The sequence below is a fragment of the Stenotrophomonas sp. Sm2128 genome (assembly GCF_030985535.1).
Lineage (GTDB): Bacteria > Pseudomonadota > Gammaproteobacteria > Xanthomonadales > Xanthomonadaceae > Stenotrophomonas > Stenotrophomonas maltophilia.
The window spans coordinates 14,970-41,435 of the sequence record NZ_JAPTFQ010000041.1 but is presented as its reverse complement, the minus strand read 5'-3'; the positions used below and the strand labels follow the sequence as shown (position 1 = coordinate 41,435).

The 26,466-nt window shown below is 65.9% G+C and carries 21 protein-coding genes and 2 pseudogenes; 8 read left to right on the top strand and 15 right to left on the bottom strand.

The genetic code is table 11. The features are described 5' to 3' along the window. Positions 1 to 66 precede the first annotated feature (66 nt). The 3 genes and pseudogenes from O0K41_RS13065 to O0K41_RS13055 all read right to left on the bottom strand — a co-directional run. A pseudogene (locus O0K41_RS13065) lies at positions 67 to 2,595 on the bottom strand (methyl-accepting chemotaxis protein); the annotation flags it as partial. A gap of 209 nt (positions 2,596 to 2,804) precedes the next feature. After that, positions 2,805 to 3,698 carry an NAD(P)-dependent oxidoreductase gene (locus O0K41_RS13060; RefSeq protein WP_164221769.1) on the bottom strand — a complete coding sequence of 298 codons (894 nt, stop codon included), beginning with the start codon at positions 3,696 to 3,698 and terminating at the stop codon, positions 2,805 to 2,807. Between the two features lie 98 nt (positions 3,699 to 3,796). Continuing rightward, positions 3,797 to 4,065: pseudogene (locus tag O0K41_RS13055) on the bottom strand (peptidase S41); the annotation flags it as partial. 133 nt (positions 4,066 to 4,198) lie between these two features. On the opposite strand from O0K41_RS13055, the gene O0K41_RS13050 reads away from it, so the two are divergent. Then, positions 4,199 to 4,504 carry a KGG domain-containing protein gene (locus O0K41_RS13050; protein WP_024957919.1) on the top strand — a complete coding sequence of 102 codons (306 nt, stop codon included), beginning with the start codon at positions 4,199 to 4,201 and terminating at the stop codon, positions 4,502 to 4,504. Positions 4,505 to 4,514: 10 nt separating this feature from the next. Here O0K41_RS13050 and O0K41_RS13045 read toward each other — a convergent pair whose 3' ends face one another. Next, positions 4,515 to 5,987: an MFS transporter gene (locus O0K41_RS13045; RefSeq protein ID WP_308304512.1), complete on the bottom strand. Its 1,473-nt coding sequence runs from the start codon at positions 5,985 to 5,987 to the stop codon at positions 4,515 to 4,517. A 126-nt stretch (positions 5,988 to 6,113) separates the two neighbouring features. Between O0K41_RS13045 and O0K41_RS13040 the strand changes: the two genes are divergently transcribed. After that, complete coding sequence (locus O0K41_RS13040; RefSeq protein WP_005414565.1) at positions 6,114 to 6,743, top strand: TetR/AcrR family transcriptional regulator; 630 nt, start codon at positions 6,114 to 6,116, stop codon at positions 6,741 to 6,743. A 15-nt stretch (positions 6,744 to 6,758) separates the two neighbouring features. Here the strand turns inward: O0K41_RS13040 and O0K41_RS13035 are convergent, their stop codons facing one another. Continuing rightward, positions 6,759 to 7,109 (bottom strand): VOC family protein, encoded by a 351-nt coding sequence (locus O0K41_RS13035; protein ID WP_005411161.1) that lies wholly within the window; start codon positions 7,107 to 7,109, stop codon positions 6,759 to 6,761. Between the two features lie 156 nt (positions 7,110 to 7,265). Beyond that, positions 7,266 to 7,466, bottom strand: a complete 201-nt coding sequence (locus O0K41_RS13030; protein ID WP_005411162.1) for a hypothetical protein — start codon at positions 7,464 to 7,466, stop codon at positions 7,266 to 7,268. Positions 7,467 to 7,654: 188 nt separating this feature from the next. Between O0K41_RS13030 and O0K41_RS13025 the strand changes: the two genes are divergently transcribed. Further along, positions 7,655 to 11,011 (top strand): autotransporter domain-containing protein, encoded by a 3,357-nt coding sequence (locus tag O0K41_RS13025; protein WP_164221774.1) that lies wholly within the window; start codon positions 7,655 to 7,657, stop codon positions 11,009 to 11,011. A 115-nt stretch (positions 11,012 to 11,126) separates the two neighbouring features. On the opposite strand, the gene O0K41_RS13020 is transcribed toward O0K41_RS13025, so the two are convergent. The 4 genes from O0K41_RS13020 to O0K41_RS13005 form a co-directional block, all read right to left on the bottom strand. Beyond that, positions 11,127 to 11,489, bottom strand: a complete 363-nt coding sequence (locus tag O0K41_RS13020) for a hypothetical protein (protein ID WP_049450378.1) — start codon at positions 11,487 to 11,489, stop codon at positions 11,127 to 11,129. Positions 11,490 to 11,506: 17 nt separating this feature from the next. Further along, on the bottom strand, positions 11,507 to 11,887 hold the full coding sequence (locus O0K41_RS13015; RefSeq protein WP_049450376.1) for a hypothetical protein: 381 nt from the start codon (positions 11,885 to 11,887) through the stop codon (positions 11,507 to 11,509). 66 nt (positions 11,888 to 11,953) lie between these two features. Next, positions 11,954 to 14,602: an RHS repeat protein gene (locus O0K41_RS13010; RefSeq protein WP_239522818.1), complete on the bottom strand. Its 2,649-nt coding sequence runs from the start codon at positions 14,600 to 14,602 to the stop codon at positions 11,954 to 11,956. 197 nt (positions 14,603 to 14,799) lie between these two features. Further along, positions 14,800 to 15,252, bottom strand: coding sequence for a PA2169 family four-helix-bundle protein (locus O0K41_RS13005; protein WP_005411167.1), 453 nt, complete (start codon positions 15,250 to 15,252; stop codon positions 14,800 to 14,802). A 554-nt stretch (positions 15,253 to 15,806) separates the two neighbouring features. On the opposite strand from O0K41_RS13005, the gene O0K41_RS13000 reads away from it, so the two are divergent. After that, positions 15,807 to 18,641: a TonB-dependent receptor gene (locus O0K41_RS13000; RefSeq protein ID WP_164221778.1), complete on the top strand. Its 2,835-nt coding sequence runs from the start codon at positions 15,807 to 15,809 to the stop codon at positions 18,639 to 18,641. Positions 18,642 to 18,901: 260 nt separating this feature from the next. Then, positions 18,902 to 19,930, top strand: coding sequence for a hypothetical protein (locus O0K41_RS12995; RefSeq protein WP_164221780.1), 1,029 nt, complete (start codon positions 18,902 to 18,904; stop codon positions 19,928 to 19,930). A gap of 27 nt (positions 19,931 to 19,957) precedes the next feature. Here O0K41_RS12995 and O0K41_RS12990 read toward each other — a convergent pair whose 3' ends face one another. Next, on the bottom strand, positions 19,958 to 20,908 hold the full coding sequence (locus tag O0K41_RS12990) for a DMT family transporter (RefSeq protein ID WP_174522844.1): 951 nt from the start codon (positions 20,906 to 20,908) through the stop codon (positions 19,958 to 19,960). Between the two features lie 7 nt (positions 20,909 to 20,915). On the opposite strand from O0K41_RS12990, the gene O0K41_RS12985 reads away from it, so the two are divergent. Both O0K41_RS12985 and O0K41_RS12980 read left to right on the top strand, forming a co-directional pair. Continuing rightward, positions 20,916 to 21,719 carry a helix-turn-helix transcriptional regulator gene (locus O0K41_RS12985; protein ID WP_049404131.1) on the top strand — a complete coding sequence of 268 codons (804 nt, stop codon included), beginning with the start codon at positions 20,916 to 20,918 and terminating at the stop codon, positions 21,717 to 21,719. 85 nt (positions 21,720 to 21,804) lie between these two features. After that, positions 21,805 to 22,446 carry a glutathione S-transferase family protein gene (locus O0K41_RS12980; protein ID WP_024957910.1) on the top strand — a complete coding sequence of 214 codons (642 nt, stop codon included), beginning with the start codon at positions 21,805 to 21,807 and terminating at the stop codon, positions 22,444 to 22,446. A 23-nt stretch (positions 22,447 to 22,469) separates the two neighbouring features. On the opposite strand, the gene O0K41_RS12975 is transcribed toward O0K41_RS12980, so the two are convergent. Both O0K41_RS12975 and O0K41_RS12970 read right to left on the bottom strand, forming a co-directional pair. Then, the gene (locus O0K41_RS12975) at positions 22,470 to 22,877 is read right to left on the bottom strand and encodes a hypothetical protein (RefSeq protein ID WP_024957909.1); all 408 of its coding nucleotides are present in this window, start codon (positions 22,875 to 22,877) and stop codon (positions 22,470 to 22,472) included. A 49-nt stretch (positions 22,878 to 22,926) separates the two neighbouring features. Continuing rightward, positions 22,927 to 23,346, bottom strand: coding sequence for an H-NS histone family protein (locus tag O0K41_RS12970; protein WP_005414575.1), 420 nt, complete (start codon positions 23,344 to 23,346; stop codon positions 22,927 to 22,929). Between the two features lie 118 nt (positions 23,347 to 23,464). Between O0K41_RS12970 and O0K41_RS12965 the strand changes: the two genes are divergently transcribed. Further along, positions 23,465 to 23,857, top strand: a complete 393-nt coding sequence (locus O0K41_RS12965; protein WP_123959072.1) for a DoxX family protein — start codon at positions 23,465 to 23,467, stop codon at positions 23,855 to 23,857. A gap of 18 nt (positions 23,858 to 23,875) precedes the next feature. Here O0K41_RS12965 and O0K41_RS12960 read toward each other — a convergent pair whose 3' ends face one another. Next, complete coding sequence (locus O0K41_RS12960; protein WP_239503551.1) at positions 23,876 to 25,651, bottom strand: serine hydrolase domain-containing protein; 1,776 nt, start codon at positions 25,649 to 25,651, stop codon at positions 23,876 to 23,878. Between the two features lie 61 nt (positions 25,652 to 25,712). After that, a complete protein-coding gene (locus O0K41_RS12955; protein ID WP_088435843.1) occupies positions 25,713 to 26,354 on the bottom strand; it encodes a hypothetical protein in 642 nt (213 codons plus the stop codon). Between the last annotated feature and the right edge of the window lie 112 nt (positions 26,355 to 26,466).

Sequence of the window (26,466 nt, the reverse complement as noted above, 5' to 3'; positions counted from 1 at the left end):
CCTGAAGTGGTGCAGGCACAACAGCTGCTCGCACGCCAGCAACTGGCGGTGGCGATGGACCGTGCACGCACCGCGGCGGGCCATGGCCTCCGGTTCGGCCTGCAGGCGGAAGCGCGAGACCGCCACGGCCAGCTGCTCGGCCTGCTCCTCCATCGCCCGCGCCGCGGCGCTGGCTTCCTCCACCAGCGCGGCATTCTGCTGGGTGGTCTCATCCATCTGCACCACGGTCTGGTTGACCTGCTCGATGCCGGCGGACTGTTCGCGCGACGCAGCCGAGATCTCGGCCATGATCTCGTTGACGCGCCCCACCTGGCCGACGATGGCCTGCATGGTACGGCCCGCACCGTGCACCAGCTGCGCACCGGCACCGACCTGCGCCACGGATGCGTCGATCAGTTCCTTGATCTCCTTCGCTGCGCCCGCCGAGCGTTGCGCCAGCGCGCGCACTTCGCTGGCGACCACCGCGAAGCCGCGGCCCTGCTCACCGGCCCGCGCCGCTTCCACCGCCGCATTCAACGCCAGGATGTTGGTCTGGAAGGCGATGCCGTCGATCACCGAAATGATCTCGGCGATGCGCTGCGAGGAGGCCTCGATCTGCTCCATGGTCTGCACCACCTGGTTGACCACTTCCCCGCCCTCGCTGGCAACGTCAGCGGCGGATCCTGCCAGGGTATTGGCCTGCAGCGCGTGGTCGGCGTTCTGGCGCACGGTGGAGGTCAGCTCCTCCATCGAGGCGGCGGTTTCTTCCAGGTTGGCGGCCTGCTGCTCGGTACGACGCGAGAGATCGCTGTTGCCCGCAGCGATCTCACCCGCCGCGAGGCGGATGCTGGCGGCCGACTGCTGGATCTGGCCGACGATCTGGGTCAACTGCTGCACGGTGCTGTTGGCATCGTCGCGCATCACCGCGAACACGCCATGGAAATCGCCGCGCATGCGTGCGCTGAGGTCGCCGGCGGCAATCGCGCGAAGCAGCGTCGAAAGCTCAGCCAGGTTGTGATCGCTGACCTGCATCATGATGTTGAGGGTCTCCACCATGCGGCGGAAATCGTGGTCGAAGCGCTGGGCATCACCGCGTACAGCGAAGTCGCCGGCCGCCGCGGCGGCGGCCAGCTGCTGGATCTGCTCGTTGATCGCGGCCAGGTTGCTCTTGGTGGTGGCCATCGCTGCGGTGAACACCGCCTTCTCGCCCGGCAGCGCTTCCATGTCCACGCTGAGGTCACCCACCGCGTAACGCTGCATCACCTCGACCAGGCGCTGGGTGACCGCATTGCTGGAAGCCACCAGCTGGTTGCTGTCGGCCACCATGCGGCCGTACTCGCCGGGGAAGGCAGTGGCGTCCATGCGGTAGCTCAGCTCGCCAGCATCGTGGCGGCGCGCCATTTCCGCCTGCGCCGCCATCACCGCCTGCAGCTGCCCGCGCATGCCCTGCATCGCGTCCAGCAGGCGGCCCACTTCATCGTTGCTGCGCGCAGGCAAGGTGCTGTCGAGCTTGCCTGCGGCGACGTCACCCGCCACCCGCACCGCTTCGGCCAACGGGCGGATCGCCAGGCGGCGCAGCAGCACATAGACGCCGGCACTCAGCGTCAACGCGGCCACCACGCCCACCAGCAGCGTCAACCACAGCAGCTGGCGCGCCTCGGCCACGATCACCGCGTGCGGCATCACCACGCCCAGCGCGAAGCGCTGCGGGGCATTGCCCACGCGTAGCGGCACGTAGACGCGCACGTTGCCGGCTGCATCGGGCGTGAAGGCTTCGAACCGGCGGTCGGCGGCGATGTCGGCCAGCATGCTGCGGGTCAATGCGTCGTTGCGCGGCTTGCCGATCTCGGCGGCATTCGCCGAGGCCAGCACCACGCCGTTGGGCGAAAGCAGCTCGACGCGGCCTGCGCCCATCGGCGTCAGCGTCGCCAGGTGCTTCTGCAGCGCCGCCAGCGAGAAGTCGACGGTGAACACGCCGAGGAAGGTACCGTTTTCGACGATCGGCGAGCTCAACGTGCTCATCAGCACCTGCTGGCCGGCGATGTCGTAGGCATAGGGCTCGCTGACCTTGGGCAGCTTGTCGCGGCTGGGTACCACGTACCAGTCGGCCGAGCCGTCGGCGGCTTCGGTGTAGTCGGTCATGGTCGACTGCTGCGGCTTGCCGTCATGCCAGGCCCAGTAGCTCATGTAGCGGCCGCTGGCATCGTGCATCGCGGTATTGGCGAACTCGGCATCCTTGCCATCGAAGGCATCGGCCTCCCACATGGTGCTCTTGCCCAGCCACTCCGGGTGGGTGCGCAGCTGCTCGCCCAGCACGGCAGCCAGGCTGGCGCGATCGGGCACGTCACCCCGCGCACGCTGGGCGAGCACGGCTTCGACCATGGCATCGTTGCTGGCGAACGCCGTGCCCAGGTCGGCGGCGACCTGGCGCGCTTCGGCGTTGGCCTCGCTGGTCATGGTCTGGCGCGAGGCATCGATCAGGCTGGCACTGGCCTGGCGATAGATCAGGAACGCCGTCAGGCCGAAGCACAGCAGCGCGATGACGGCGGTGCCCAGCATCAGCTTGTGGGCGATGCTGCCCGGGCGGCGGGCAGCGGCGGAACGGGAAGAAGGCATGGAGGGGTCCGCAAGGCAGTTCAGGACGACCGGCACCGGGAGGGCACCGCGCAGGCGCGCGATCCGTCGCGCAGGCCACCGGCCGCCGGGACCCGCCCGGCGCAGGAAGCGCACCGGGTTAGCGGCCGCCTGCCAACGAGGTTGAGGCGACCGGCCTACACATTCCTGAATCCACTCAGGGACGGGGGAGGGATCCGTCCCCGCGTCCCCTATTCGGCCACCCGATCCTTGATCCACTCCGCGCGTGGCAACACCTCGATGCTGCCTGCGGCGTACTGCTGCAGCACGGCGTCCGGCCCGAAACGCGGCTGCCACCCCAGCTCCCTGCGGATGCGGGCGCTGTCGTAGACACGGTCGACGCTCAGCGGCAACGGCCAGCCGCGGCGCTCGAACTCTGCCAGCAGCTGCGGTACGCGCCGGGCCAGTACATTGCGCGGCTGGGTGGCCAGTTCCAGGCAATCCTCGCGACGGAACGGGGTTGCGGCGCAGGCGATGTAGCGGGCGAAGGCCGGCCCCTCATCCAGCAGCAGCGCGGCATGGGCACTGGCCACGTCACGGGCGTCGATCCCACGATGCAACCGGAACATCGCCATCCGTTCCGGCGGTTCCGGGAAGCAGCGCCCCATCCGCAGCACGCGCACCCCGAAGTCCGGTGCGGCGGCAGCTTCAGCCAGGGCCTCGGCCTGCAGCTTGCTGCGGTGGTAGATCGTTCGCGGCAGCGGCTCGGTATCCTCATCGATCCAGCGGCATCCCCCTACCACCACCGCGTGGCCGTACAGCGCGGTGGTACTGGTCAACACGAACCGCCGTGCGCCTGCCTCGCGCGCCGCCTGCAGCAGGTGCGCGGTCGCGTCCACGTTGATCTGCTGGAACACCGCGTCCGGTACCAGGCCGACGTGTGGCGCATGCAGGGCCGCGGTATGGATGACCGCGTCGACGCCCTGCACCGCGCGCACGACGGCTTGATGATCGGTGACATCGGCAATGATGCGCGTGGTGGCAAACGGACTGCGGTCCAGACCCACCACTTCATGGGCAGCCGCCAGCGCGCCGAAGATCGCGCGCCCGATCCGCCCGGAACTGCCGGTCAACAGAATCTTCATTGAGTCCATTCACTCGAAGCGCCCGGGAACTACCGGGATGCTTCGATTCTAGGCATGCAGCGGAACATCTGCGATAGGACGACCACGCAACTGTGCGTTCATCTTGACGACTTCGGCGGAGCCAGCAGTTGACGCGCGATGGAGAGTGGATCGTCGCCGCCTGCCGCGTGGGGCGCGACACCGGTCCGTTCGCAGTTTCCACCGGTGCGCAGTCTGATCGGTTGCCGGTCCGGAACGTTTATCTGATAGCCATCGGGCAGCAGCACAGGATCATCGAACATATGTGCGGCACCGCCACTGCGGCCGCCGGCCTTGCCGCGCATCCGAGGGCCGGCAGTGAATACGCGACGAATGCGGCCGCCGGGCCGGCTGCGTGATCATCCCCGTGCGCAGGGCGCGTGAAAACCGGGGCGAAGATGGCGACCTGGACTTAGCGTGCGATGGCCAAGCATGGACGCCGTCGCCCACGAAGGCGGCGTCCACACTGCAGGAGATTTCACATGACTGAGCAGAACCCGCGCAGCTCCAACCGGGGCTTCGCCTCGATGGACCAGGACAAACAGCGCGCGATCGCCGCCAAGGGCGGGCGCGCGGCACATGCCTCCGGCAATGCGCACGAATTCAGTCCGGCCGAAGCACGTGTCGCAGGCCGCAAGGGCGGCGAAGCGATCAGCCGCGACCGCCAGCACATGGCCACGATCGGACGCGAAGGTGGACACGCACGCCACGCCAACGCGCGCCAGCAGCAACAACAGCCTCAGGCGATCGAACGCACGGCAGAGGACCCGCAACGCCAGCAGGGCTGAATGCTGCGCGTCAAGCCGATGCACGCTGCCGATGCAGCCCAAGCGCCGCAAGCAGGGCCAGCGCACCCGCCACCGCCATCGCCCAACCGAACCCGCTGGCCATCGCACTGCGGTACCAGGTCAGCACCTGCGGCGTGGCGTGCATCGAGCCCGGGTGCAGGATCAGTTCACGCGCCTGCGCAACAAGCCGCTGCTGCCCTGCGGCCTGTGCGCAGGCGGCGAACTGCTGTACGGCACGCTGGCCCATCAGGCTGCCCATCAGCGCGATGCCCAGGCTCATGCCTGCCTGGCGCAGCGCGTTCATCGTGGCTGACGCGATACCTGCGCGTTCGGCAGGTGCGTTGGCCATGATCGCCATGCCGGTCGCCGGCACCGCCAGCCCCATTCCAATGCCAAGCAGCATCAGCACGGCAGTGGCATAAGCGCGCGAAGTAGCCGGTTCGAACGTGGCCATTGCGCACAGCGCCACACCGGCCAGGACGTAGCCCAGCACCAGCGCGGCATGCAGCCCGAGGCGGGCAACCAGGCGCCCGAACAACAGCGAGACAACACCCATCAACAGGAACTGGGGAGCCAGCTGCGAGCCTGCCAGCGCGGCGCTGTGCCCCTGTGCCTGCTGGAAGAACAGCGACAGGAAGAACAGGCTCGCATAGGCGGTGAAGCCCAGCACGAACGAGGCCAGGTTGAGCATGCGGAAGCGACCGTCGGCAAACAGGTCCAGCGGCAGCAGTGGCCGTGCCACCCGCCGCTCGACGATGCCGAACAGGATCAGCCCCGCAGTTGCGGCGCCCAGCGCCAGAAGCGTCACCGGGGCCAGCAGGCCCTGCTCGCCGATCGCGATCAGGCCATAGCACAGTGCGCCCAGCGCGCCGATACTGAGCAGCTGCCCGGCCGGATCCAGCGCGGCGTGCTGCGGGTGCCGTCGCTCGGCGATGCCCCAGGCGCCAAGCACAAACGCCAGCAGCCCCAAAGGCAGGTTGATCAGGAAGATGCTGGGCCAGCCGGCCCGCTGCACCAGCGCACCGCCGAGCAACGGGCCGAGCACCAGGGCCAGCGCGCTGAAAGCGGACCAGCCACCGATCACGCGTGCACGCTGGCCCGGATCGGGAAATGCGTGACTCAGGATCGGCATCGCACTGGGAATCAACAGCGCACCTGCCACGCCCTGCACCGCGCGCCCGGCGACCAGGGTCGAAAGGTCCTTGGCGCAGGCGCACAGCAGCGAGCCCATGGTGAAGGTGGCGACGCTCAGCAACCACATTCGCCGATGACTATAGCGATCCCCCAACGGACCGGCCGACAGCATCAGCGCCGACAGTGCGATCGCATAGGCGTTGATCACCCATTGCAGGCCCGCCATGTCGGTCTGCAGCGCCTGCTGCAGGGTTGGCAGGGCCACGTTGACGATGCTGATGTCCAGCGAAGCGAGGAATGTACCGAGGTAGGCCGCCAGCACCAGGGCGGGCCGTTGGAGGCGTCTCATGCGTGGATCCGGGGGGAGGATGTGCGCGCATGCTATCGACTGACTGACCGTCGGTCAATGACCAGCGGTCAGTCAATGCGAAGGGGCAGCTAGAATGGCGTCCGTCACACCCGGATACCGCCCACCATGCAGACCCCAGCTGTCGCCAGGCCTCGCACCAAGCCCGCCGAAACCCGCCAGGAGGAACTGATGGACGCCGCGCAGGCGTTGTTCCTTTCGCAGGGTGTGGACGCCACCACCATCAGCGACATCGTCGCCGCGGCCGACGTGGCCAAGGGCACTTTCTATACCTATTTCGCCTCCCGCACCGAGATCCTGCAGGCGCTGGCGCAGCGCTACACGCGGCAGTTCATGGACGAAGTCGAGCAGGCAGTGCAGCAACACCCTGCCGGTGATGGCGCAGCGCGCCTGCGCGCCTGGATCCGCGCCAACATCGAGATCTACGCGCGCACCCACGCGTTGCATGACGTGGTGTACGCCAACCATCACCACCACCAGCGGGGCAATGCCGAGCGCAATGCGATCCAGCAGCAGCTGCTGGGCATCCTCGAAGCGGGCAACGCAGCCGGACTGTGGCAGCTGCCTGCTCCACAGGTCACCGCCTCGTTGATCTATGCCGGCGTGCACGGGGCCACCGACGACCTGATCGCCACACCCGCACAGGATGCCGATGCCTTCATCGCCGCTGTGGAAGCGGATTGCCTGCGCATGGTCGGCGTTCCGGCAGCGCCGACGCGCAGCGGCAGACGCCGCTGAAGGAACGCTTCCCGCTCAGGTGTGGGCGAGAATGTTCAACAGCCGCCCGAACGGGTCGCGGACGAAGAAACGACGCACTCCCCAAGGCTCGTCGGCAGGGCCATACTCCAGCGGGATGCCGGCCGCGTGCATGCGCTCCAGCACCTGCTGCAGGTCGTCCACTTCGATCGACAGATCGGGCACCGCGGTGCCGGAACCCCCTTCGCTGGCAAAGCTCACCTGCGCCAGCGCACTGCCCTGCCCGCCATGGGTGACGATCCAGCCATGATCCATCACCACCGGCATGCCCAGCAGCCCGCCATAGAACGCTGCGGCACGCGCCGGGTCGGGCGTGGCGATGTTGGCGACAATGCGTTTGACGGCCATGTGCAGCGGCTCCGGTGCGATTTCCCATCGTCGCCGCTGCATGCATGGCCCGCAAGCGGGCTCAGGCCAGATGCCCGCATCGCCATCTGAGGCGATCGCTGGAACAGAAGAGCCCCGTCGATGACGGGGCTCCGCGTACGGCTCAAACGGCGCGACTCACACGCCCATGCACAGATCGACCACGCAGGTGTTGTACGCCTGCTGGCATTCACCGGCATCGGTGCCACTGGCCAGGCACATCTGATAAGCCCGCCAGCACGGCTGGTCGCAGGGCTCGACCGGCCCTGCCACTGCCACCGAACCGGTACACGCCAACGCGAATACCGCCACTGCGATCACCTTCCTGACAACACGCATCGCCATCACTCCTTGATAAGCCTGGTGAGCCCAGGCCGGCCCACGTTAGCGAGGACACGGGGAGACGAAGTGAAGCCCACTGTCACGCACACTTAACCTGTTCACAATTCTCCTTTCACATGCATGGGGGATGTCGCCACGGATTGGCGTTAACGGCCTTGTTGCCCGTCCACCAAGGAAGTTGCCCGATGAATCACCCGCTGCATGGCCGTTCGTCCCACTCCCGCTCCCCGCTGCACAGCCGCCTCGCGCTGGCCGTGTCCAGCTCTCTGTTGCTTGCCGCTGCCGCGCCCGCCATGGCCGGCGTGGCGCTCGACGCATGGCAGCAACAGCGCCAGCTGCAGGCGGCGTGGGCACAGCCTGCCGTCAACGCGCCTGCAGCATCGACGGCCGCCACGCCCGCGGCAACCGCCACCGCCCTGCTCGGCAATCCGGGCGATGCCGCCAGCTGGCGCAGCGATGAATTCAACGCCGACTGGGGCCTGGGTGCGATGGGGGCCGACCACGCGTATGCCCGCGGCCTGACCGGCAAGGGCGTGCGCCTGGCGCTGTTCGACACCGGCTCGGCACTGGCTCACCCCGAATTCGCCGGCCGCAACACCTCCAGCATCACCATCGGCCCGAACTGTGCGTCACCGGGAACCGTCGGCGGTACCGGCGCGTGCAGCCAGACACAGGGTGATCAACCGGGTATCAACTACTACACGCTCGGCGCGGGCGTGCCTGCTTCCCTGCAGGCCAACATCATTGCCGCAGGCCGTGAATGGGGTTTCCGCTATGCCGATCACGGCACGCATGTCCTCGGAACCATTGGCGCCAACCGCAATGGCACGGGGATGCACGGCGTCGCCTTCGGTGCCGATCTGACGACCGCCCGTGTATTTGGTGACACTTACTACGAATGGAGGCGCCAGGCGAGCGGAGGCTACCTGCCTGAAGCCGTGGAACGGACGGATCCCGATGGTGCCGCAAGGCTGGACATGTACGCGCAGCTGCAGGCACAAGGCGTGCGTGCCATCAATCACAGCTGGGGCATCTCCACCCGGAACATGACCGTGGCCGCACTGGATGCCCAGTACGCACGCATCGGTGCCGGCTACGACGTATACGGAAGCATCTACAAGGACAGTGCGAACGCCCCCGCTTCGCAGTTGATCCAGGTCTGGTCGGCCGGCAATGGCAGCGGCGCCGTCGCCGGTATCACCGCGGCCCTGCCGCGCTGGAAGCCGGAGATCGAGCCCTACTGGCTGGCCGTCGCCAACGTTCGCCAGCCCAATACAGCCAATGGTGAAACCGACTACGTGATCAACGCAGGCTCGAGCATCTGTGGCGCTGCCGCCAACTGGTGCATTTCCGCACCCGGCACGGCAATCCTCAGCACCATCGTTTCCGGTGACATCCAGGGACGGCTGGAGAAGACCGCAGACTACGTCCGTCTTCTCATCGACAGCCAGAATCCCACGTACGACTACGGCCTGAAGACCGGCACGTCCATGGCCGCCCCCCATATCACCGGCGCACTCGGCCTGTTGATGGAGCGCTTCCCCTACCTGGACAACGCCCAGGTGCGCGACGTTCTGCTGACCACCGCGCGCGATCTCGGTGCGGCAGGCATCGACCCGATCTACGGCTGGGGCATGGTTGACCTGCGCAGGGCCATCGAGGGCTATGGCTCGCTGCGCGTGGATACCAACGTGGTGATGAACCAGAGGGCCGGCGGCCTGAAGGTGTGGGAAGGCGATGCCTGGGACGACTGGACCAATGACATCGGCGGCCCCGGCACGCTGACCAAATCCGGCATCGGTTGGCTGCGCCTGAGCGGCGACAACAGCTTCAACGGCGCGGTGCTGCGCGAGGGCACGCTGGAGTTGAACGGCAGCAACACCCTCACCTCGGCAGTCGATGTGCAAGGCGGCCGGTTCCTGCTCAACGGCAGCCTGGTCTCCACCGCACTCACCACCACCGGTGGCGTCAGCACGGTCAGCGCCAGCGGCGTTCTGAAGGACGGGAACCTGACCGTCAATGGCGGCGTGGTGTCCTTCAATGGCATGCAGACCGGCGGCACCACCACGGTCGGCAGCAACGGCCTGCTGAAGGGTATCGGCACGTTGGGCAGCACCCGAGTGGACGGCACCATCGCGCCTGGCAATTCGATCGGCACGCTGACCATCAACGGCGACTACGTGCAGGGCGCGACCGGCGTCTACGCCGCCGAACTCGCGCCTGGCGGGCGCAGCGACCAGTTGCACGTGACCGGTACCGCCACCCTCGGCGGCACGCTGGTCGCGTTGCCGGAACCAGGCATCTACTATCTCGGCGAGCAGTTCAACTTCATCCGCGCCGACGGTGGCATCAACGGCCAGTTCGCGAAAACCGACTTCAGCGCGTTCTCGCCGTTCCTGCAGTTCAGCCTCGCCTACGAGGCCAATGGCACCCGCATCGACGTGGCACGCGGTGCCTCGCTGGCCAGCGCCGCCACCACCCCGAACCAGCGCGCGGTGGCCGCCGCGGCGGACCTGCTGGCAATCAACCAGGGCCTGCCCAAGCCGCTGACCCAGCTGTTCCCGCAGCAGGTCGGCGGCGTGCTCGACGGCCTCAGCGGCGAACTGCACGCAGCCACGCCGCTCACACTGGTGGAAGGCAGCCGCTACGTACGCGATGCCGCGCTGTCCCGCCGTGCAGGTGCAGTCGCGCCAGGCGCCGATGCGGGCGACGCCACCGGCGCCTGGGTGCAGGCTCTGGGCGGCAACAGCAGGCTGGACGGCAACAGCAATACCGCCCGCACCGAAGCCAACAGCAACGGCCTGCTGGCCGGTATCGACCACGAGTTCTCTGGCTGGCAGGTCGGCGTGCTGGCTGGCACCGGCCGCACCGACGTCAAGCAGCAGGCGCTTCGTGCCAAGTCGAAGATCGACAACACCCACTTCGGTGCATATGCCAGTCACAACTGGGGCGGCCTCGGCCTGCGTGGCGGCGTCGCCTGGAGCAAGCACAAGGTGAAGAGCACCCGCGATGTCGACTTCGCAGGGTTCAGCGACAGCCTGAGCGCCCGCTACAACGCGCATACCCGCCAGGCCTTCATCGAAGCCGGCTACCGCTTTGGTGGCCCGGAGGCCGGGCTGGAACCCTACCTGCAGGTCGCGCGCGTGGAGGTGGACCTGAAGCAGATCAACGAGCGCGGTGGTGCAGCCGCCCTGCACGGCAAGGTGGACGACACCGGCACCACGATCGCCACCGCTGGCCTGCGCTTCGACAAGGGCCTGAAGGCATCGTTCCAGCAGGACAGCTGGCTGCACCTGCGTGGGGGCGTGGGCTACCGCCGTGCCTCGGGTGACCGCCGCCAGCTGGCCGACCTCGCATTCGCCAACAGCACCACCACCTTCGCGGTCGAAGGCGCCCCGATTGCCGACAGCGCCGTTGTGGCCGAGCTGGGGCTGTCGGCCTGGCTGACCCCGCGCCAGCAGCTGGAGCTGGGTTACAGCGGCCAGTACGGCAGTGAAAGCCGCGACCACAGCGCCAACATGCGCTGGTCGGTTCGCTTCTAGACGCGTGTTCTCCTGACGGTTTGGGGCGGCCTCAGGGCCGCCCCTTTTTTATCCACGCCCCAGGGCCATGCGCGATACCCCAGGATCATCGCGTCCTGGATCCATCCGTGGAGCGTTACGCGTGAATGAAGATCGACTGGAGCCGGGTCGCCCAGCCATTGCACCCGGTGGAGTTGAACGCCTCGAGCCGGACATTCTTCCCCGATGTCAGCGCTGCCAACGCCGCCGCGTACGCTTCCTTGGCACCCGGCCGGGACATGTCGATTGCAAAGGTATCGGTATTGCAGAAGGCCGTACTCGAAACATGCACGTACACAATTCCCGCCGGGCCGTCCATGTACGGCCGCAGCGACAGAATCGTCATCTGATCGCTGGTTGGCTCCGCCTTCAGTGGTGCAGACAGGCACAAGGCCAACGTCAAGGCCAACCCCGCTCCCAATCTCCTGCGGAAGCGCGGCGTCGCGTCATTCATCATCATGTAGTTCCCCTGTGGATTCAGACATCAGGCAGCGTCACGGCCCTCAACTGCATTACCCCGGAGGTGCAGCCGTCGACACGCAACCCGACACGCAGCTTGTTCTGCCAGGCGATGAGCAGCATCGAAACCATCTCCCTCTGCATCGGATGATCATTGAGGAGAATGAAGCGATTGCCACCCCCACAATCCGAGCCCGCTGGAAGCACACCTTGCGTCACCAGGTAGAACCCTTCCCCGCCCCAGCCCGTTGCGACGGATACGATCCGATGGCCTTCCAGATTGTAAGGCTCAGCATTTGCCGTTGAGGCCAGGCCAGTTCCCAGCACTGCCACCAGCGCCAGCAGGACCTTGCCGCCGATGGCGCCACACGGGCGCGATACAGCACGTACTCCAGCCATGTTCTTCCTTCCCCTGTCATGAACAACCGGTTGACGGCGCGCTGCGGCCGGTGCAGCCCGCTACGCTCAGCCCAGCAGCAGCTGGTACAGCAGGGGCACGATGTCACCCTGCGGACGCTGGACATGCGAGACATCGGACACCGGCGTGCAGCTCCCCGTGGCGCCACAGGCAAGCACGCGATACGCATAGCTGGTGGCAGGGCGTGCGGCAGACGTCCAGTTCGCGGCGTTGCCTTCGTAGACCGTGGTCCAGGTCACCCCGTCCACGCTTTCCTCGACGACGTAGCGGACGGCAGAGGCCACAGGCGACCACCCAACGAAGTCCTTCGCGGCCGGCGAACGCCGCATCGGCACCACTGCCTTGGCGACCAGGCTTCCGCCCAGGGTGATGTAATCGGTCCGTTTGTCCTCGCGCTCGCTCGCCTGGTAGCGGAGGACGCCGGCGTGGTCGTACATCGAGGTGATCCGTCCGAACGATGAATCTGTCTGTGTGCGGCGACCGTCAGCGTCGTAACGGTAGCTCTCGGAACCTGCCGCCGCACGCAGCCGGTTGCCGAAGTCGAAGGCGAACGGCTGTCCGTTCTTCGCCCGCAGATTGCCCTGCGCATCGTAGGCCAGGCCGACCACGGTTGACCCTCCGCAACCGTTGACCTTGACGTTGGTCAAGCGCCATGCGTTGTCATAGCAGTAGTGATGGTCACGGTCGAGAATCGTCACCCGCGTGAGGTTGTCCAACGCGTCATAGCTGTAGCTCGCCGAGCCGAACATGGGCGAGGAAGCCGAAACGAGCCGATCCAGCGCGTCATAGCCCAGATTGCGGTTGCCACGCTGGTTGCGGCCCGTGGCACCGTCAGTGATTGCCATCACATTGCCGACCGCATCGTAGTCGTAGCCGTCGCTGAGGATCCGGGTTGCGCCAAGGGTGTCCTGGCTTTCATCCGGCAACTGGCGCGCGTTCTGCACCATCGAGTGGACAATGCCGTTGCCATAGGTGAACTGACGAATCGCCCCGTTGGGGTAATAGACCACGCCAGCGGCGTAGGAGCCCGCCTGCCCGGCCTGTCCCAGTGCGTTGGGCGCATACGCGACCACGTTGCCGGAGGGATAGCGATGCGCGGACAGGTTGCCCAGTGCGTCGTAGGCATACCCCATCGCCAGCGCTTCGCCATCGGTGGGGCTCTGCACCTCACCGATGAGCAGCCCGCGACGGTTGTACGCATAGCTGTTGTGCGTCTCCACCCCGGCGTTCAACGTGGTGACCTGCTTGACCAGGCCATCGGGCCAGTAGCTCCAGCGCTGGTTGCCATTGCCGTCGGGGAACTGCAGTGATGCGAGCCGGTTGCGTGCGTCATAGGAACGCACCACTCGGCGCCCGCTTGCCGCGGCAATGTCCTGGTTGCAGTTGCCTGCATCGGACAGGTCCAACCCCTGCGCGCTTCCGACCGGGTTCGATGCGGCGTCGTAGTCAAATACGGTGGCGCCGGTTTCCGGTTCGATCGTCTTGCACAACCGCTGCGCCACATCGTAGACATAGCGCCGGGTCGACGTCACCGAGCCATTGCTGGCCCTGCGGGTGATCGACGTCGGCTTGCCGAAGACGTCCCGCGGGATATCCAGCACGGCTCCCTCTGCCAGTTCGATACGTACCGGCCAGTCAAGCTTCGCGGCATCTGCACCGGTGTAGATCACGACGGTCGGGATACCCCTGGCATTGGTCGTGCGCACGCGCCGCCCCGGCAGGTACTCGGTTGTGCTGACCAGCGCGCCAATCTCGGAATCCTGGCTGACCTGGACCACCCGCCCAAGTGCGTCGTACGTCGTACGGACGCCAGTTCCGGCGTCCTGGACCGTACCGACCCCCGCGACAGGATAGGACTGGAAGGTGACCCGCCCCTCCGTGTCATAGGCGGTCACCGAGGCCCGCTGCGTGCCGGCTTCATTGCCCGCGTCGTACTCGCGCACCAGCAATGGGCGCCACAGCGCATCGTAGTAGGTGACCTTGCGCGCATTGCCGGTGCTGACCGTCTGCCGCCAATGACCGGCAGGGATGCCGTACTCGGCGCCGCCCACCTGGGCAAACTGTGTCGTGGTGGACGCCCAGTCCACCGTATCGCCGTCGGGGTAGTCGACCAGCGACATGCGCCCCATCGCGTCGTAGTCGTAACGCGTGGTGTTGCCCCGGCCATCGGTGATCCAGCGTATCCAGCCATTGTCATCCACGCCGGCAGACTGGGTCGAACCATCCGCATACTGGATGTTCCCGGGGATGCCGCGCTTCCAGCCGGACAGGCTCACGGTATTGCCACGCCGGTCCACCACGGCGCGAACGGTACCGTCGCTGTTGTAGTGAATGGTCTGCTGGAGCTGGCCGAAGGCATGGATCCGCTGGGGCTTCGCGGTGGCCGGGTCATAATCCACCTGGGACTCGGTCCGGCCCGTGTCCTGGTTGACCGACGTCCGGACCTGGCCAAGCACCCACTTCGACAGATCATCGTGATAGGTGATGACGTTGGTCTTGCTGTAGGACTGCGCCCCCGCACTTCCCACAACCGTGCCCAGCAACATCATCGCGGAAAGTGCATTGACTCGACGCATCGTCAGTGGGCCTGTTCGCAATGGATGGCGATGGGACAACCAGGACCAGGCAACGGAAAGACCGGCGAAGCGCACATCACAGCAAACCGCGCACACGCACAAAACCGGACGCGACTGCATCCGGTTGGCGATTGACGTTGATGCTGGACGAAGCCCCCTTCGTCATGCCGCGCCTGTTCCCTGGACTCGGCCAAGTATAACCATGGAAACGGGGCCGGACGCCCGGTCCTTCGCAGCCCTGCCGGGCTGCGAAGGTTCCCGGGCCATGACGCGCCTACGGGGCTCGACGGCCGCGATCGGCCGCCCGGCGCGGGACGTCAGGCGGCCTTCATGGCGTGCTTGCGTGCCCGCATGACGTTGTGGCACTCCTGCACATCCGGCAGCAGCTGGGTCACTTCCTGGCGCACCGCGGGCGGCAGATCGTTGTCCTGCAGCACATCCTTGAACGCGCCCAGCAGGCGGTCTTCGGATTCTTCCAGTTCGGCCACGTAGCCGTAGTTGGTATCACCAAACGCGGCGCGCACCTTGCCGTAGAACTGCTGCATCGAACCGACCATGGTGCCGTGCTCGGCCGGCTTGCCGCCGCTGGCGGCGACCGAACCACTCAGCGCCGCGACGATCCGCGCCTTGACCCCGGCGATACGGGTGAACAGTGCCGACAGTTCGGCATCCTTTACCTTCGTTGCGGCTTCCTCATAGAAGGACTTGCCGTCACGGGCGATCTCGATCAGGTCGTTGAGGCGATGTTCGATGGTGGACTGGGTGCTCATGGCGTCGCTCCTGTGTGCTCGAAAGTCAGTGGAGAATGGCAGCGCGTCGGCACTGCCTTCGACCTCACTATCATCGTCCTCGTGTGCCGGCCGGGTGAGTACGAATTGATGTACACATCACCATGCGGAACACGTGCTGACTTCTTCATTGCCGGCATCATTGAATGTTCACGGAAAAGACGCATGCGATGCCTGCCTCACCATGGCGCGATGACGATGATCAGGCTGATCAGCAGCGCAATTGCCAGAATCACCAGCAGCACATGCCATTGCTTCCAGCTGGGTTTCGGCTTGCCAGGCGTATTCATCGGCGGCCTCCTGTGTATGCCGGGAAAGGAGCTGCCAGACTGAAGCGAGACGACATTGCACAACGTCGACGCGACGTGCACTCCCCGTGCAGGACAGCGGCCAAAGGCGCGCGAAGATAACGCGTCCATAACGCAGTTCAAATGTGAGCGGGATGTTAGGTTCCTCTCGATTCCGGGTAACGGAATGCAGACCGGTCGTAGCGCCGCGCGCATTGCGACCACACAACGGATTTGGAGAGAGAAACAATGCACTACAAATACACTCTGCTTTCGGCAGGGATCGGCGCCGTGTTGGCTGCCGTTTTCTCGCCGGCTGCCAATGCACAGGACGACGCTGCGAAGCCTCCGAAGAACCTGGACCGCATCCAGGTGACGGGATCGGCGATACGCAGCGTGGATGTGGAAACCCAGCAGCCGGTGCTTGCCATCTCGCGCAAGATGATCGAGCAGCAGGGCTTCACCACCATCGCCGACGTCCTGCAGAACCTCACGTCGGCCGGCGCACCAGCGCTCTCGCGTTCGCGCACGCTGTCGTCCGGCGAAGACGTCGGCGGCAGCTACGCAAACATCCGCAACCTCGGCGCCACCCGCACCCTGGTGCTGGTGAACGGCAAGCGCCTGGGCGCCAGCACCAGCGGCCTGCAGGACCTGAGCCAGATTCCGATGAGCGCGGTCGAGCGCATCGACGTGCTCAAGGATGGCGCCTCGGTGCTCTACGGATCCGACGCCATCGCCGGTGTCATCAACATCATTACCCGCAAGAGCGTCGAGGGGCTGGAGCTTTCGGCGCAGCATGGCCAGTTCAGCCAGGGCGACGGCAAGGACAGCACGTTCTCGCTCGTTACCGGCGCGCGCGGCGAGCGAGGTGGCTACACCTTGGCCCTGGAATACCAGAAGGCCGACCCGGTGTTCGCCCGCGACCGCTGGTTCTCCAAGCATGGTGGTTCGGGGCCGGGTTATCCGCGCGCGGGCTGGAGCGACCTCAGCCAGAACGGCTCCTGGTGTGACCCGGCGCTTTACGACTGTGCCACCGGAAATTCCGTGTTCAAGACACTCAATCGTGGTGGCGACCCGAAGAACCCGAACGATTACCATCCGATCACGCCGGCCGAGTATTCCAACGGCAACGAGCAGATGCATGTGCAGACCGGCATCGAGCGCCGGTCGCTGTTCCTCAGCTCCGACTATGCACTGAGTGACCAGATCACCTTCACCACCGATATCGGCTACAACGAGCGCATCTCGGACCAGCAGATTGCCGGCTACCCCTACGAATCGACCAAGTTCGGGACGCCGCTGGCCGGCAACAGTGCGTTCAATCCGGTCGGCCATGACATCGCCTTCAACCGCCGCCTGTGGGAGCTTCCGCGCACGACCGAAAGCAAGCTGAAGTCGCTGCGCGTGGCACCGACGCTGTCGGGCTACTTCGAACTGGCCAGCAGAACGTTCGACTGGGAGGTGGGCGCGCTGTTCAACCGCAACGAGGTGACCAAGACCGGCCGTGGTGACATGAGCCTGATCGCCTCGCGCCAAGCGCTGGGACAGTCCTTTGTTGATGGCAACGGTGTAGCACGCTGCGGCAGCGCAGGTGCACCGATCGCCGGCTGCCTTGCCTGGAATCCGCTGCTGCCGTACGGCGTTGCTGGCGCCGGCTCGCTTGCCGACCCGGAACTGCAGCGCTTCCTGTTTCCCACGTTCACCGATACCGGCATCACCAAGACCCGAAGCTACTTCGCCAACATCTCCGGCCCGGTGCTGGAACTGCCGGCGGGCGAGCTCTCGGTGGCGATGGGCTACCAGTACCGCAAGGAAGAAGGACGCTACGTTCCCGACGCCTTTGCCCAGTCGCGCCAGAGCACTGCACTGGGGGCACAGACCACTGCAGGCGGTTACAGCCTCAATGAAGTCTTCGCCGAAGTGAATGTGCCGGTGCTGCGTGACCTTCCGTTCGCCAAGGAGCTGACCGTCAACGTTGCGGCGCGCTATTCCGACTACAGCAACTTCGGCAGCACCACCAACACCAAGGCCAGCTTCGCCTGGCGCCCGGTCGAGGAGCTGATGGTGCGCGGCACCTTCGCCGAGGGCTTCCGTGCTCCCAGCATCTCCGACCTGTATGGCGGCCTGGGCACCAGCTTCGAAACCTACGTGGACCCCTGCGGCATCGGCGCCACCAACAGCGTCAACGGCAACGCGGCCTGCAACGCCGCCGGTGTTCCGCGTGGCTACGAGCAGCTGGCCCAGGGCCTGAAGCCCTGCACCAGCTATCCGTGCGCCACCCCGAACGAATTCACCACGGGCTCGAACCCGAACCTGCGCCCGGAAGAGTCCAAGAGCAAGACCGTCGGTGTGGTCTGGAGCCCGCGCTGGGTCAACGGTCTGGACATCAACCTGGACTGGTACAGCTACAAGATCACCAACATGATCATCGAGGACAACGTCGATCGCATCCTCCGTGACTGCTACGTGCTGGGCAATGCCTCGCGCTGCGGCAGCGTCAAGCGTGCCGCTGATGGCCACATCACCAGCATGTTCTATGGCCTGACCAACCTCGGCGCGATGAAGACCGAGGGGTGGGACCTGGGCATCCGTTACCGCCTGCCGGAGTACGCGTTCGGTCGCTTCACCCTTGACCTGCAGAACAGCTACGTCTCCAAGTACGACGAGGAGAAGCAGAACTCGGCCGGTGACACCATCATGGACGGTCGTATTGGACGCCCGGGGGTGTTCCGCCTGCGGTCCAATCTCGGCGTCAACTGGCAGCTGGGCAACCTCTCGGCCCAGTACACGGTGCGCTACTACTCCGGGATGATGGAAGGCTGCATGCCAAACCGGCCCTGCACCGCGCCCGAACGCATCGCCAACGGCGAGCCGGATGCCGTGCGCAGGGTCGGCTCGAACGCGTTCCACGACATCCAGGTCAGCTACAGGCTGCCCTGGGATGGCACCGTGGCAGTGGGCTCGAACAATGTGTTCGACCATCGCGGCCCGATCATGTTCTCCAAGCCGGAGAGTTCCTTCCCCTACTACGGCGGCTTCGATATCGGCCGCACGGTGTACGTGAAGTACTCGCAGCGCTTCTGACCGTAGCGTCCGTGCACGTGGCCGGCGGAAGGGGAGTTCCGCCGGCCACGCCGCACACAACCTCCACCCAATCTCCACGCTACTTCGACCCAATCTCCAACATCCCCGGCAACACTGGCGCAACGGCAGCAGATGGAGCAGGCAAGCGAGGATCGCCCGCGCGGCATCCACCTCGCCCGACCTCTCCGGATTCACCACTGAATGCGATGGACCACCCCCTCCCCGCTGCGGGGATGGGGCTGGTCCAAGGGAAGCAAGCGATGACAACGGCAGTACACAGTGGCTTGACCGATCTGGTCATGGATGCGCAGCGCTACCTGCGCCGGATCCTGCCCGGCCTGGCCTCGGTGGTCGGCCCCGTGGCTGCGGCCCGCTTCATCCCGCAGACCATGGCCTCGCGCTATCACATCGCCGAGCTGACCCTCTATGGTGAAACGCCGGCGATGCTGGCAGTTCCACGCGTCCAGGGCGAATCCAGCAGCCGCGTCATCCAGGATGTGAAAGTGCTGCGCTCAGCGGCAAAGGCCATGGTGCTGTATGTCTCGCCGTACCTCACCCCCACCCAGCGCAGGTTCCTGGTCGAGAACCATATCGACTTCGTGGTACCGCACAACCAGCTGTACGCCCCCAGCCTGGCGATCGAGTTCCGCGATGCGCCCGACCACGAGAAGAAAGCGATTTCGCTGCTGCCTTCGGCGCAGGCCGTGCTCATCCACGTACTCCTGTCCGGCCAGGCACGCTGGTGGTCGCCGCGTGAGGTCAGCCGTGCTGCCGGATACACCTCGATGACCGCGTCGAGGCTCTCCGCTGAACTGGTCGGTCGCGGACTGGCCGAACGCTCCACCGGCGGACGCGAACGCTTCCTGAGACTCGCCGGCAGCCGCGGCGAGGTCTGGGCGAGAGCGCAGCCGTTCCTGCGCTCCCCCGTGCTGAAGGAAGTGGAGGTCTGCTGGGAACAGGTCGCCGACGTTCTGGCCCGACATGCTCAATCCGCCCCCCAGGCAGGGACGGAAGCAATGCTTGCGGTGCCGTCGAAAGACCACGGCATCACGCGCGCCCTGTACATCGATGCCTGGCGGAAGCTGGGGGCACTGCCTGCAGCCGGCCCCGACTGCACGCGCAGCGGAACGTTGCAGATATGGTCGTATCCGCCTGCCTTCACCGGTAGCGGTGACCGCGTGGACCCGCTGTCGCTGTACCTGAGCCTGCAGGGCAAGCGCGGCTACGACGCCGACGCGCTGGAACAGGAGGTGGAGCAGGCGCTATGCGGGACGACACGCCGCGGCTGAGGTCCGCGCGGGTCCGGCCCGACCGCGTCAGGACGCTTCGCCCCCACTCGCCATCGTCGCGCGCTTCGCTGCGTACTCGGCGAAGACCACACCGGATACCGCCAGCACGCCCCCTGCCAGTACCCAGCCACTGAGCGATTCGCCCAGCAGCAGCACGGCCAGTGCGGCGGTCACGATCGGCACCAGGTTGAAGAAGCCGGAGACACGCGCTGCGCCCAACCGTGACAATCCAGTCATCCAGGTCAGTGGGGCCAGGATCGACGCGCATACTGCCGCAAACCCGATGCAGCCGACCGCAGTGAGATTGTTCACCCCGGTACCGACCAGCAGCTGCGCCGGCAACAGGATCAGCGACGCGGCGGTGGCTTGCAGGAACAATGATTCCAGCACCGTCAGCGGGATCTTCCAGCGCTGCATCAGCACGTTGTAGGCGGCAAAGGCCAACGCACCGATCAGCATGATCGCATCACCGCGGTTCACGCCCTGAGCGGCCAATCGTGCCAGGTCGCCCTGCGAGACCACCGCCACCACCCCGACAGTGGAAATCACCGCACCGGCAATGGAGGTACCGCGCACCGGATGGCCCATGAACACGCGTGACAACGCTAATGCGAGCAGTGGAATCAATGCCTGGATCACGCCCATGTTGGTGGCCGAGGTGAAGTGCGCCGCATAGTACGCAAGGCACTGGTACATCACCCCGCCCAGGCACCCCAGCAGCAGGAAGCGGCCAAGGTTGGCACGCACGGTCTGCAGGTTGTTGCGCAGCCGCGGCAGCGCGAAGGGCAACAGGACAATGGCCGCCACCAGCCAGCGGAAGAAACCAATATCGATGGGACCGACCGCGCCCGAGGCCAGCTTGGTCACGATGGTATTCGCGCCCCACAGCAGGCAGGCAAGGATTGGGAAGAGGTAGTTCAAGAGCGTGGGTGTACGTGGGGGAATGGCCAGCGTACGCTTGGCGCATATCGAGGACATCCTGAAAATGCGTCACTCCGACCCCGGGTTGCGGCAACCGATGGAGCCCATCCCCACCTTCCGCCAGCTGCCCGGTCCGGTCTACTTCCGGCAGGGTGCGATGGAGCCCACCGATTGGGGCACGCACAGCCATCCTTGGGGCCAGTTCAACTTCGTCGCACAAGGGGTGATGGAGATGAAGATCGACGGCGAGTGGATGGTGTCCCCGCCCCATTACGCGATCTGGATCCCACCGGGAATGCCCCACTATTCGCGCAACCGGTCGCGGTTGGCCTATCGCTCGGCCTACCTGTCGCCGGCGTTGTCACGCCGCCTGCCCGAGCGTTGCAGTGCGCTGGAAGTCAGCCCATTGCTGCGCGAGCTGCTGCACGAGCTGGCGCGACAGGGCGTGACCGATCCGCGGACGCCGGCCCAGCGGCGCATGGCCGCCGTGGTGATCGACCAGATCCTCAATGCCGCAGTGCTGCCCAGCTTCCTGCCGATCGCCAGCAGCGATGCCCTGAAACAGGTGATGGCGTACATCGAGAAGCACCTGTCCGCAGCCGAGTCGGTCGCCGATATCGCGCAGCGGCATCATATGAGCGTACGCAAGCTGGAGCGCATGGCACGCAGCGAGCTGGGCATGTCACTCGGTGACTGGCGCGGTCGGGTGAAGTTCGTGCGTGCCACCGAAGCGTTGTGCACACGCCGGCCGATCAGCCGGATTGCCGAGGAGCTGGGCTACTCCGGCGTCAGCGCCTTCGCAGAGATGTTCAAGCGGCACGCACAGTGCACGCCGGACCAGTACCGGAAACTGCATCGGGCGGGGTGAAGAGCGCATCGAGGGATGTCGATTTCCGCCCTCGTCGTTCGTCGGAACAGAAGAGACAGGCCTTCCCGCCTGCAGGAGCGCCGCGATGTCCCCCATCCTCACCGCCTTTGCCACCTCCCCCGACCGCGGCCAGGGCCTGGCCCGTGACATGCGCGTGCGCTGGGCGCTGGAGGAACTGGGCGTGCCCTATGACGTGCAGCTGCTGACCTTCGCCGAAATGAAGCAACCTGCCCACCTGGCGCGGAATCCCTTCGGACAGATTCCCACCTGGCAGGAGGGCGACCAGGTCCTGTTCGAATCCGGCGCGATCGTCCTGCACCTGGCCGAACAGCATGCCGGCCTGCTCCCCGTCGGTCCGGATGCGCGCATGCGCGCAGTCATGTGGGTGTTCGCCGCGTTGAATACGGTGGAGCCACCCATCGTCGAGCGCTCGATGGCCTGGGTGCTGGAGCGCGAACAGCCCTGGTATGCACGGCGATTGGTGATGCTGGACGAGCGCGTGCGGATGCGTCTCTCGCAACTGTCCGCGTGGTTGGGCGCGGCGGCGTGGCTGGACGGCGGGTTCAGCGTGGGCGACCTGATGATGGTCTCGGTACTGCTGCGCCTGAAGAGCAGCGGCCTGCTCGACGAGTACCCGCTGCTGGTGGCCTATGTGGCACGGGCGACGCAGCGTCCCGCCTATCAGCGCGCGTTTGCTGCGCAGTTGGCGGTATTCCAGAACGGGTAGTTCCACGCCATGGGTGGAAACACTCAGCGCAAGCTGCGCCGGCAGGCGGCCTGCACCAGCATCAGCTGCGCTACCAGGATCAGCATCGCGCAGCCTGACAGCAGCCACGGGTCGATGTACCACTGCGCGTTGAAACTGAAATCACCGGCGGAAATGCGCTTCCAGCCGTTGAAGTGCTGCATCGCTGCAACCACGAACGCGAAGCCGCCCGCTGTGTACGACAACCAGGGCACGATGAGGCTCCCCGGCCGCGCGAACAATGTCAGCACGCCCAGCACACCGATGACAGTGCGTTGTACGCGGCAGTATGGGCAGACATAGGCCATCCCGCTCCACTCCACCGCCCAGGCCAACAGGCTGACCAGCACGGCCACGCCTGCGGCTGTGTACAGGACTTTCGGCGTGATCGTCATGCCGCCCTCGTGTGCCATCCGGTGCTCCTTGGTTGAAAGACCCGGGCAGGGTAGCAGTGCTGCAGCCTCATCCCTTCTTGATGACAGTCCGCTTGCCGATGGTGCTGGTCTTGCCAGCGGTCGGCCTGGCCAAGCCAGGAATCAGGAAATCGGTGGCCTTATGGCCCATCGACACCTTGGACGCCAGCCAGCGCGGCATGCGCCCGCGACCGGTCCAGGTCAGGCGCTTGTATTCCGGGTCGCGATACTTGGGCGCGACTTTGCCGGATTTACGGCGGGTGGGTTTGCGGGCGGGCGCAGGTGTTTCCGAGGCTTCGCCACCGAAGAGTTCTTCGAGGGTGTAGCCGGCTTCGGCCGCGGCAGCCTTCAACATCCGCCGCACCGCGCTGGCCGGACGGCGGCTGGAAATGAGCTGTTTCCGCTGTTCAGCGGCAACCACCAAGGCGCCCAGCTCCCGAAGGCTGAGCGATTCAATATCGATCGTCATGATGGAAAGGTGTCCTGCGGCCGGCCAGCTGTCAAGCCGCCTTGCCCGGTACGTAGACACGGGCTTCACTGCCGGTGGGCTCCGATCGCCTTCGGCAGCCATCTCCGAGGACTTCGACGTGAGCAACTCATCGCATTCGCTCGCCTACCTGTTTGCGCGCATCCTGCTGATGGCACTGTTCCTGGTGTCCGGCATCGGCAAGCTCGGCGACCTCAGCGGTACCCAGGGTTACATGGAAGCGATGGGGGTACCCGGCATCCTGCTGTGGCCTACCATCGCCTTTGAGATCGGCAGCGGCCTGTGCATCCTGCTGGGCTTCCAGACCCGGCTGGTATCGATCGTGCTGGCAGGCTTCAGCCTGGTCACCGCCTTCATCTTCCACCACAACGTTGCCGACCCGACCCAGCAGATCATGTTCCTGAAGAACCTGGGGCTGGCCGGTGGCTTCCTGCTGCTGGCCTGCACCGGGGCGGGGCGCTACAGCATCGATGGGCGTGGGCGGCGCGGATGAGCACGCGGCATGCCGCCATCATCCCCGGCCCACGGGCTGGACGCGCTGCAGACGCAGGTTGCGCCATGTCGGCTGGGAGCTGCGGAAATCCACCGCTTCGCCATCGCTGGTGAACAGCAGGCCTGGCTCCACTTCAATGACCAGGCGGATGCCATCGATGTACAGCCAGCCCTGTCGCTGCTCCAGCACAACGGACATCGCCGGTTTCCCCCATTGGTCGATGCGATAGCGCCCCAGCCAGGGTCGCCAATGGGACGCCTGCGGCCCTGTGGCCCCATCGATGGGATCGTTCTGGTCCAGGCCATCCTCGCCGTTCGTACATTCCAGGTGCGCCGGCAGCCTCTCCGTCGCCGCATGGTAACGGTACGTCGCAACCTCTCCATCGGTGTCCGCGGTGAACAGTTGGTCGTCGTCGATGGCCGCAAACCGTCTGCCCACAGCTTGCGCCCCACGATGCAGTTGCAGTTCACCGCTTCCGGCAACCACGATCTTCGCCTTGCCGCTGCGCCCTATCCAGTCTCCCGCCATCCGCTGCATCTGGTCCTGGTTCAACCTGATCGGCGCCAGGGACGATAGCGGCACACGCGGCTGACGGGGCCCGAAACGCGCCGACAGCAATTGGTCGAGCAGACGCTCGCCGATGCCGTACCCCGCGGACGTCGCGCGGTTGAACATCGCGGCAAATCCAGCGTTGGCCTGCCTGCAGTAGGTGAACACGCACCCGAATCCGAAGCCTCCGCCGCGATGGTGAAGCAGCCGCACCGGCGTACTGCCGTAGAGCCGTTCGCTGCGCATTACGCCGAGCCCGTAGTCACCGCCCAGGCCGAAGCCATGCATCTCGCCCCAGAGATGGGGCTCGAGCAGCTGCTGCGCGCCGGTTTGGCCGCCACCGAGCAGGAAGCCAAGATACTTCGCCATGTCGGCGGCACTGGTCCAGACGCCTCCCGACACCACCAGCGGCGTCACCGGCGGCACCTGCGCATGGCCTTCCTGGGTTCCCAGTGCCCGACCCTTGCTTGCCAGGTAGACCGACGCATCGGCCGTACTGTCGTGCATTCCCAGTGGCTCGAAGATCCGGCGCTGCAGCCAGGCCGGATAGCCGATGCCCGCAACCTGCTCAAGGACATGACCGGCAAGGTCGAAGCCCAGGTTGGAATAGCGATAGCGCGTACCCACCGGAAAGCGCAGCCATGTCTGCGAGATGCTGCGGACGTGCGCATCAAAGCCCGGTGACGCCGGTTCGTAATTGTTGCCCAGCGGCGCCTCGTGCGTGAATCCCGCGCGGTTGGCAAGCAGCAGGCGCAGGGTGATGCGCTCCTGCGGGGAATGCTCGAAGCGACTGCGCACGGTGAACGACGGCAGATAGCGTGTAATGGGCGCATCCAGATCAAGGATGTCGTCCTGCACGGCCAACAGCACCGCCACCGCCGCGAAATTCTTCGAGGTGGACTGGATGCTGAACATCGTACTGGCGTCTACTGCTGCACTACCGTGACCCGACGCGTACCCGAAGCCCTCGAGCCAGCGCACCTGCCCGCCTTCGACCAGGCAGACGGCAGCGGCACCGATGCCGCTGCCTTGCATGGCGGAGCGGATCACGCTGCGCTCCGCTTCGATCAGGTTCCCGGTGGTGACGATGGGCTGCGCCGCCGTGGCAACACCGGTGGGCATGAGCGTGGCCGCCGGAACAGCCGCGACATTGGCCAGGAAGGCGCGACGACTGAGCGTACCAGGCATCAGATCACTCCACTTCGGGATGCCGCCATCTTCCCGCCAGCAGAAATGGCGGGGCATGTGTCATTCGGCACAGAGTGCGGTGATCGACGGTGCTGCGCCTTCGCCGGCCGAGCAGGCCTCAGCCCGGAGGGTCCGGCAAGCGGATTCCCTGCGCCGAAACAAAGGCGCGGGACTCGCTCCAATAGGCCTGTGGCGGTTCCCGCAACTCTGGTCGCGCCCAGTAGTCGTCGCCATGCAATACGCTCATCACATGACGCCAGCCATCACGCGGATCATGAACCTGAAATCGACCGCGATGATGGCGCGGATGACACGCGTAGTGGCCGAGCGCCTCCTGGCGCGCTTCATCCGGCGAACGACCCGTCTGATGGACCAGCGTCCATGCACGCATGTGGCGCGCATGCGCGAGCGCGCCAAGGTACTCGTCCTCATCCAGCAGTGGGACCCGCTCACCGCGGGCCAGGCACAGTGCGTCCGATTCGGCTTCGTAGCCCAGCGACGGCTCCGCCAGTTCCGGGTGCTGCTGCCAATACCCTTCGCCCTTCACGTGCAGCATCGCCCAGTGCCAGGGCTCGTCGTGGAAGATCAGCGCGTGTTCGTATTCGCGGCCGGGGCTCTGGTCGGGATAGCGTTGGCGTGCCTGTTCAAGTGCCAGCGCCTCGGGCACCTGTCCATAGTGGACCAGGCACCAGGCAAACAGGTGCCGGCTGTCTTCGATTTCGGTGGTGAAGTCTTCCACCGGGGTAGCGGTGCTGGCCATGGTCGATCCCTGTGCGCGGATCAGATGGTACCGACGCTGCAGGGCGCGCGGGGAGACCTGCAACCGGTTATGCGAGGTCGGTTGGCCCACCAGCAACCAAATAACGGCACTA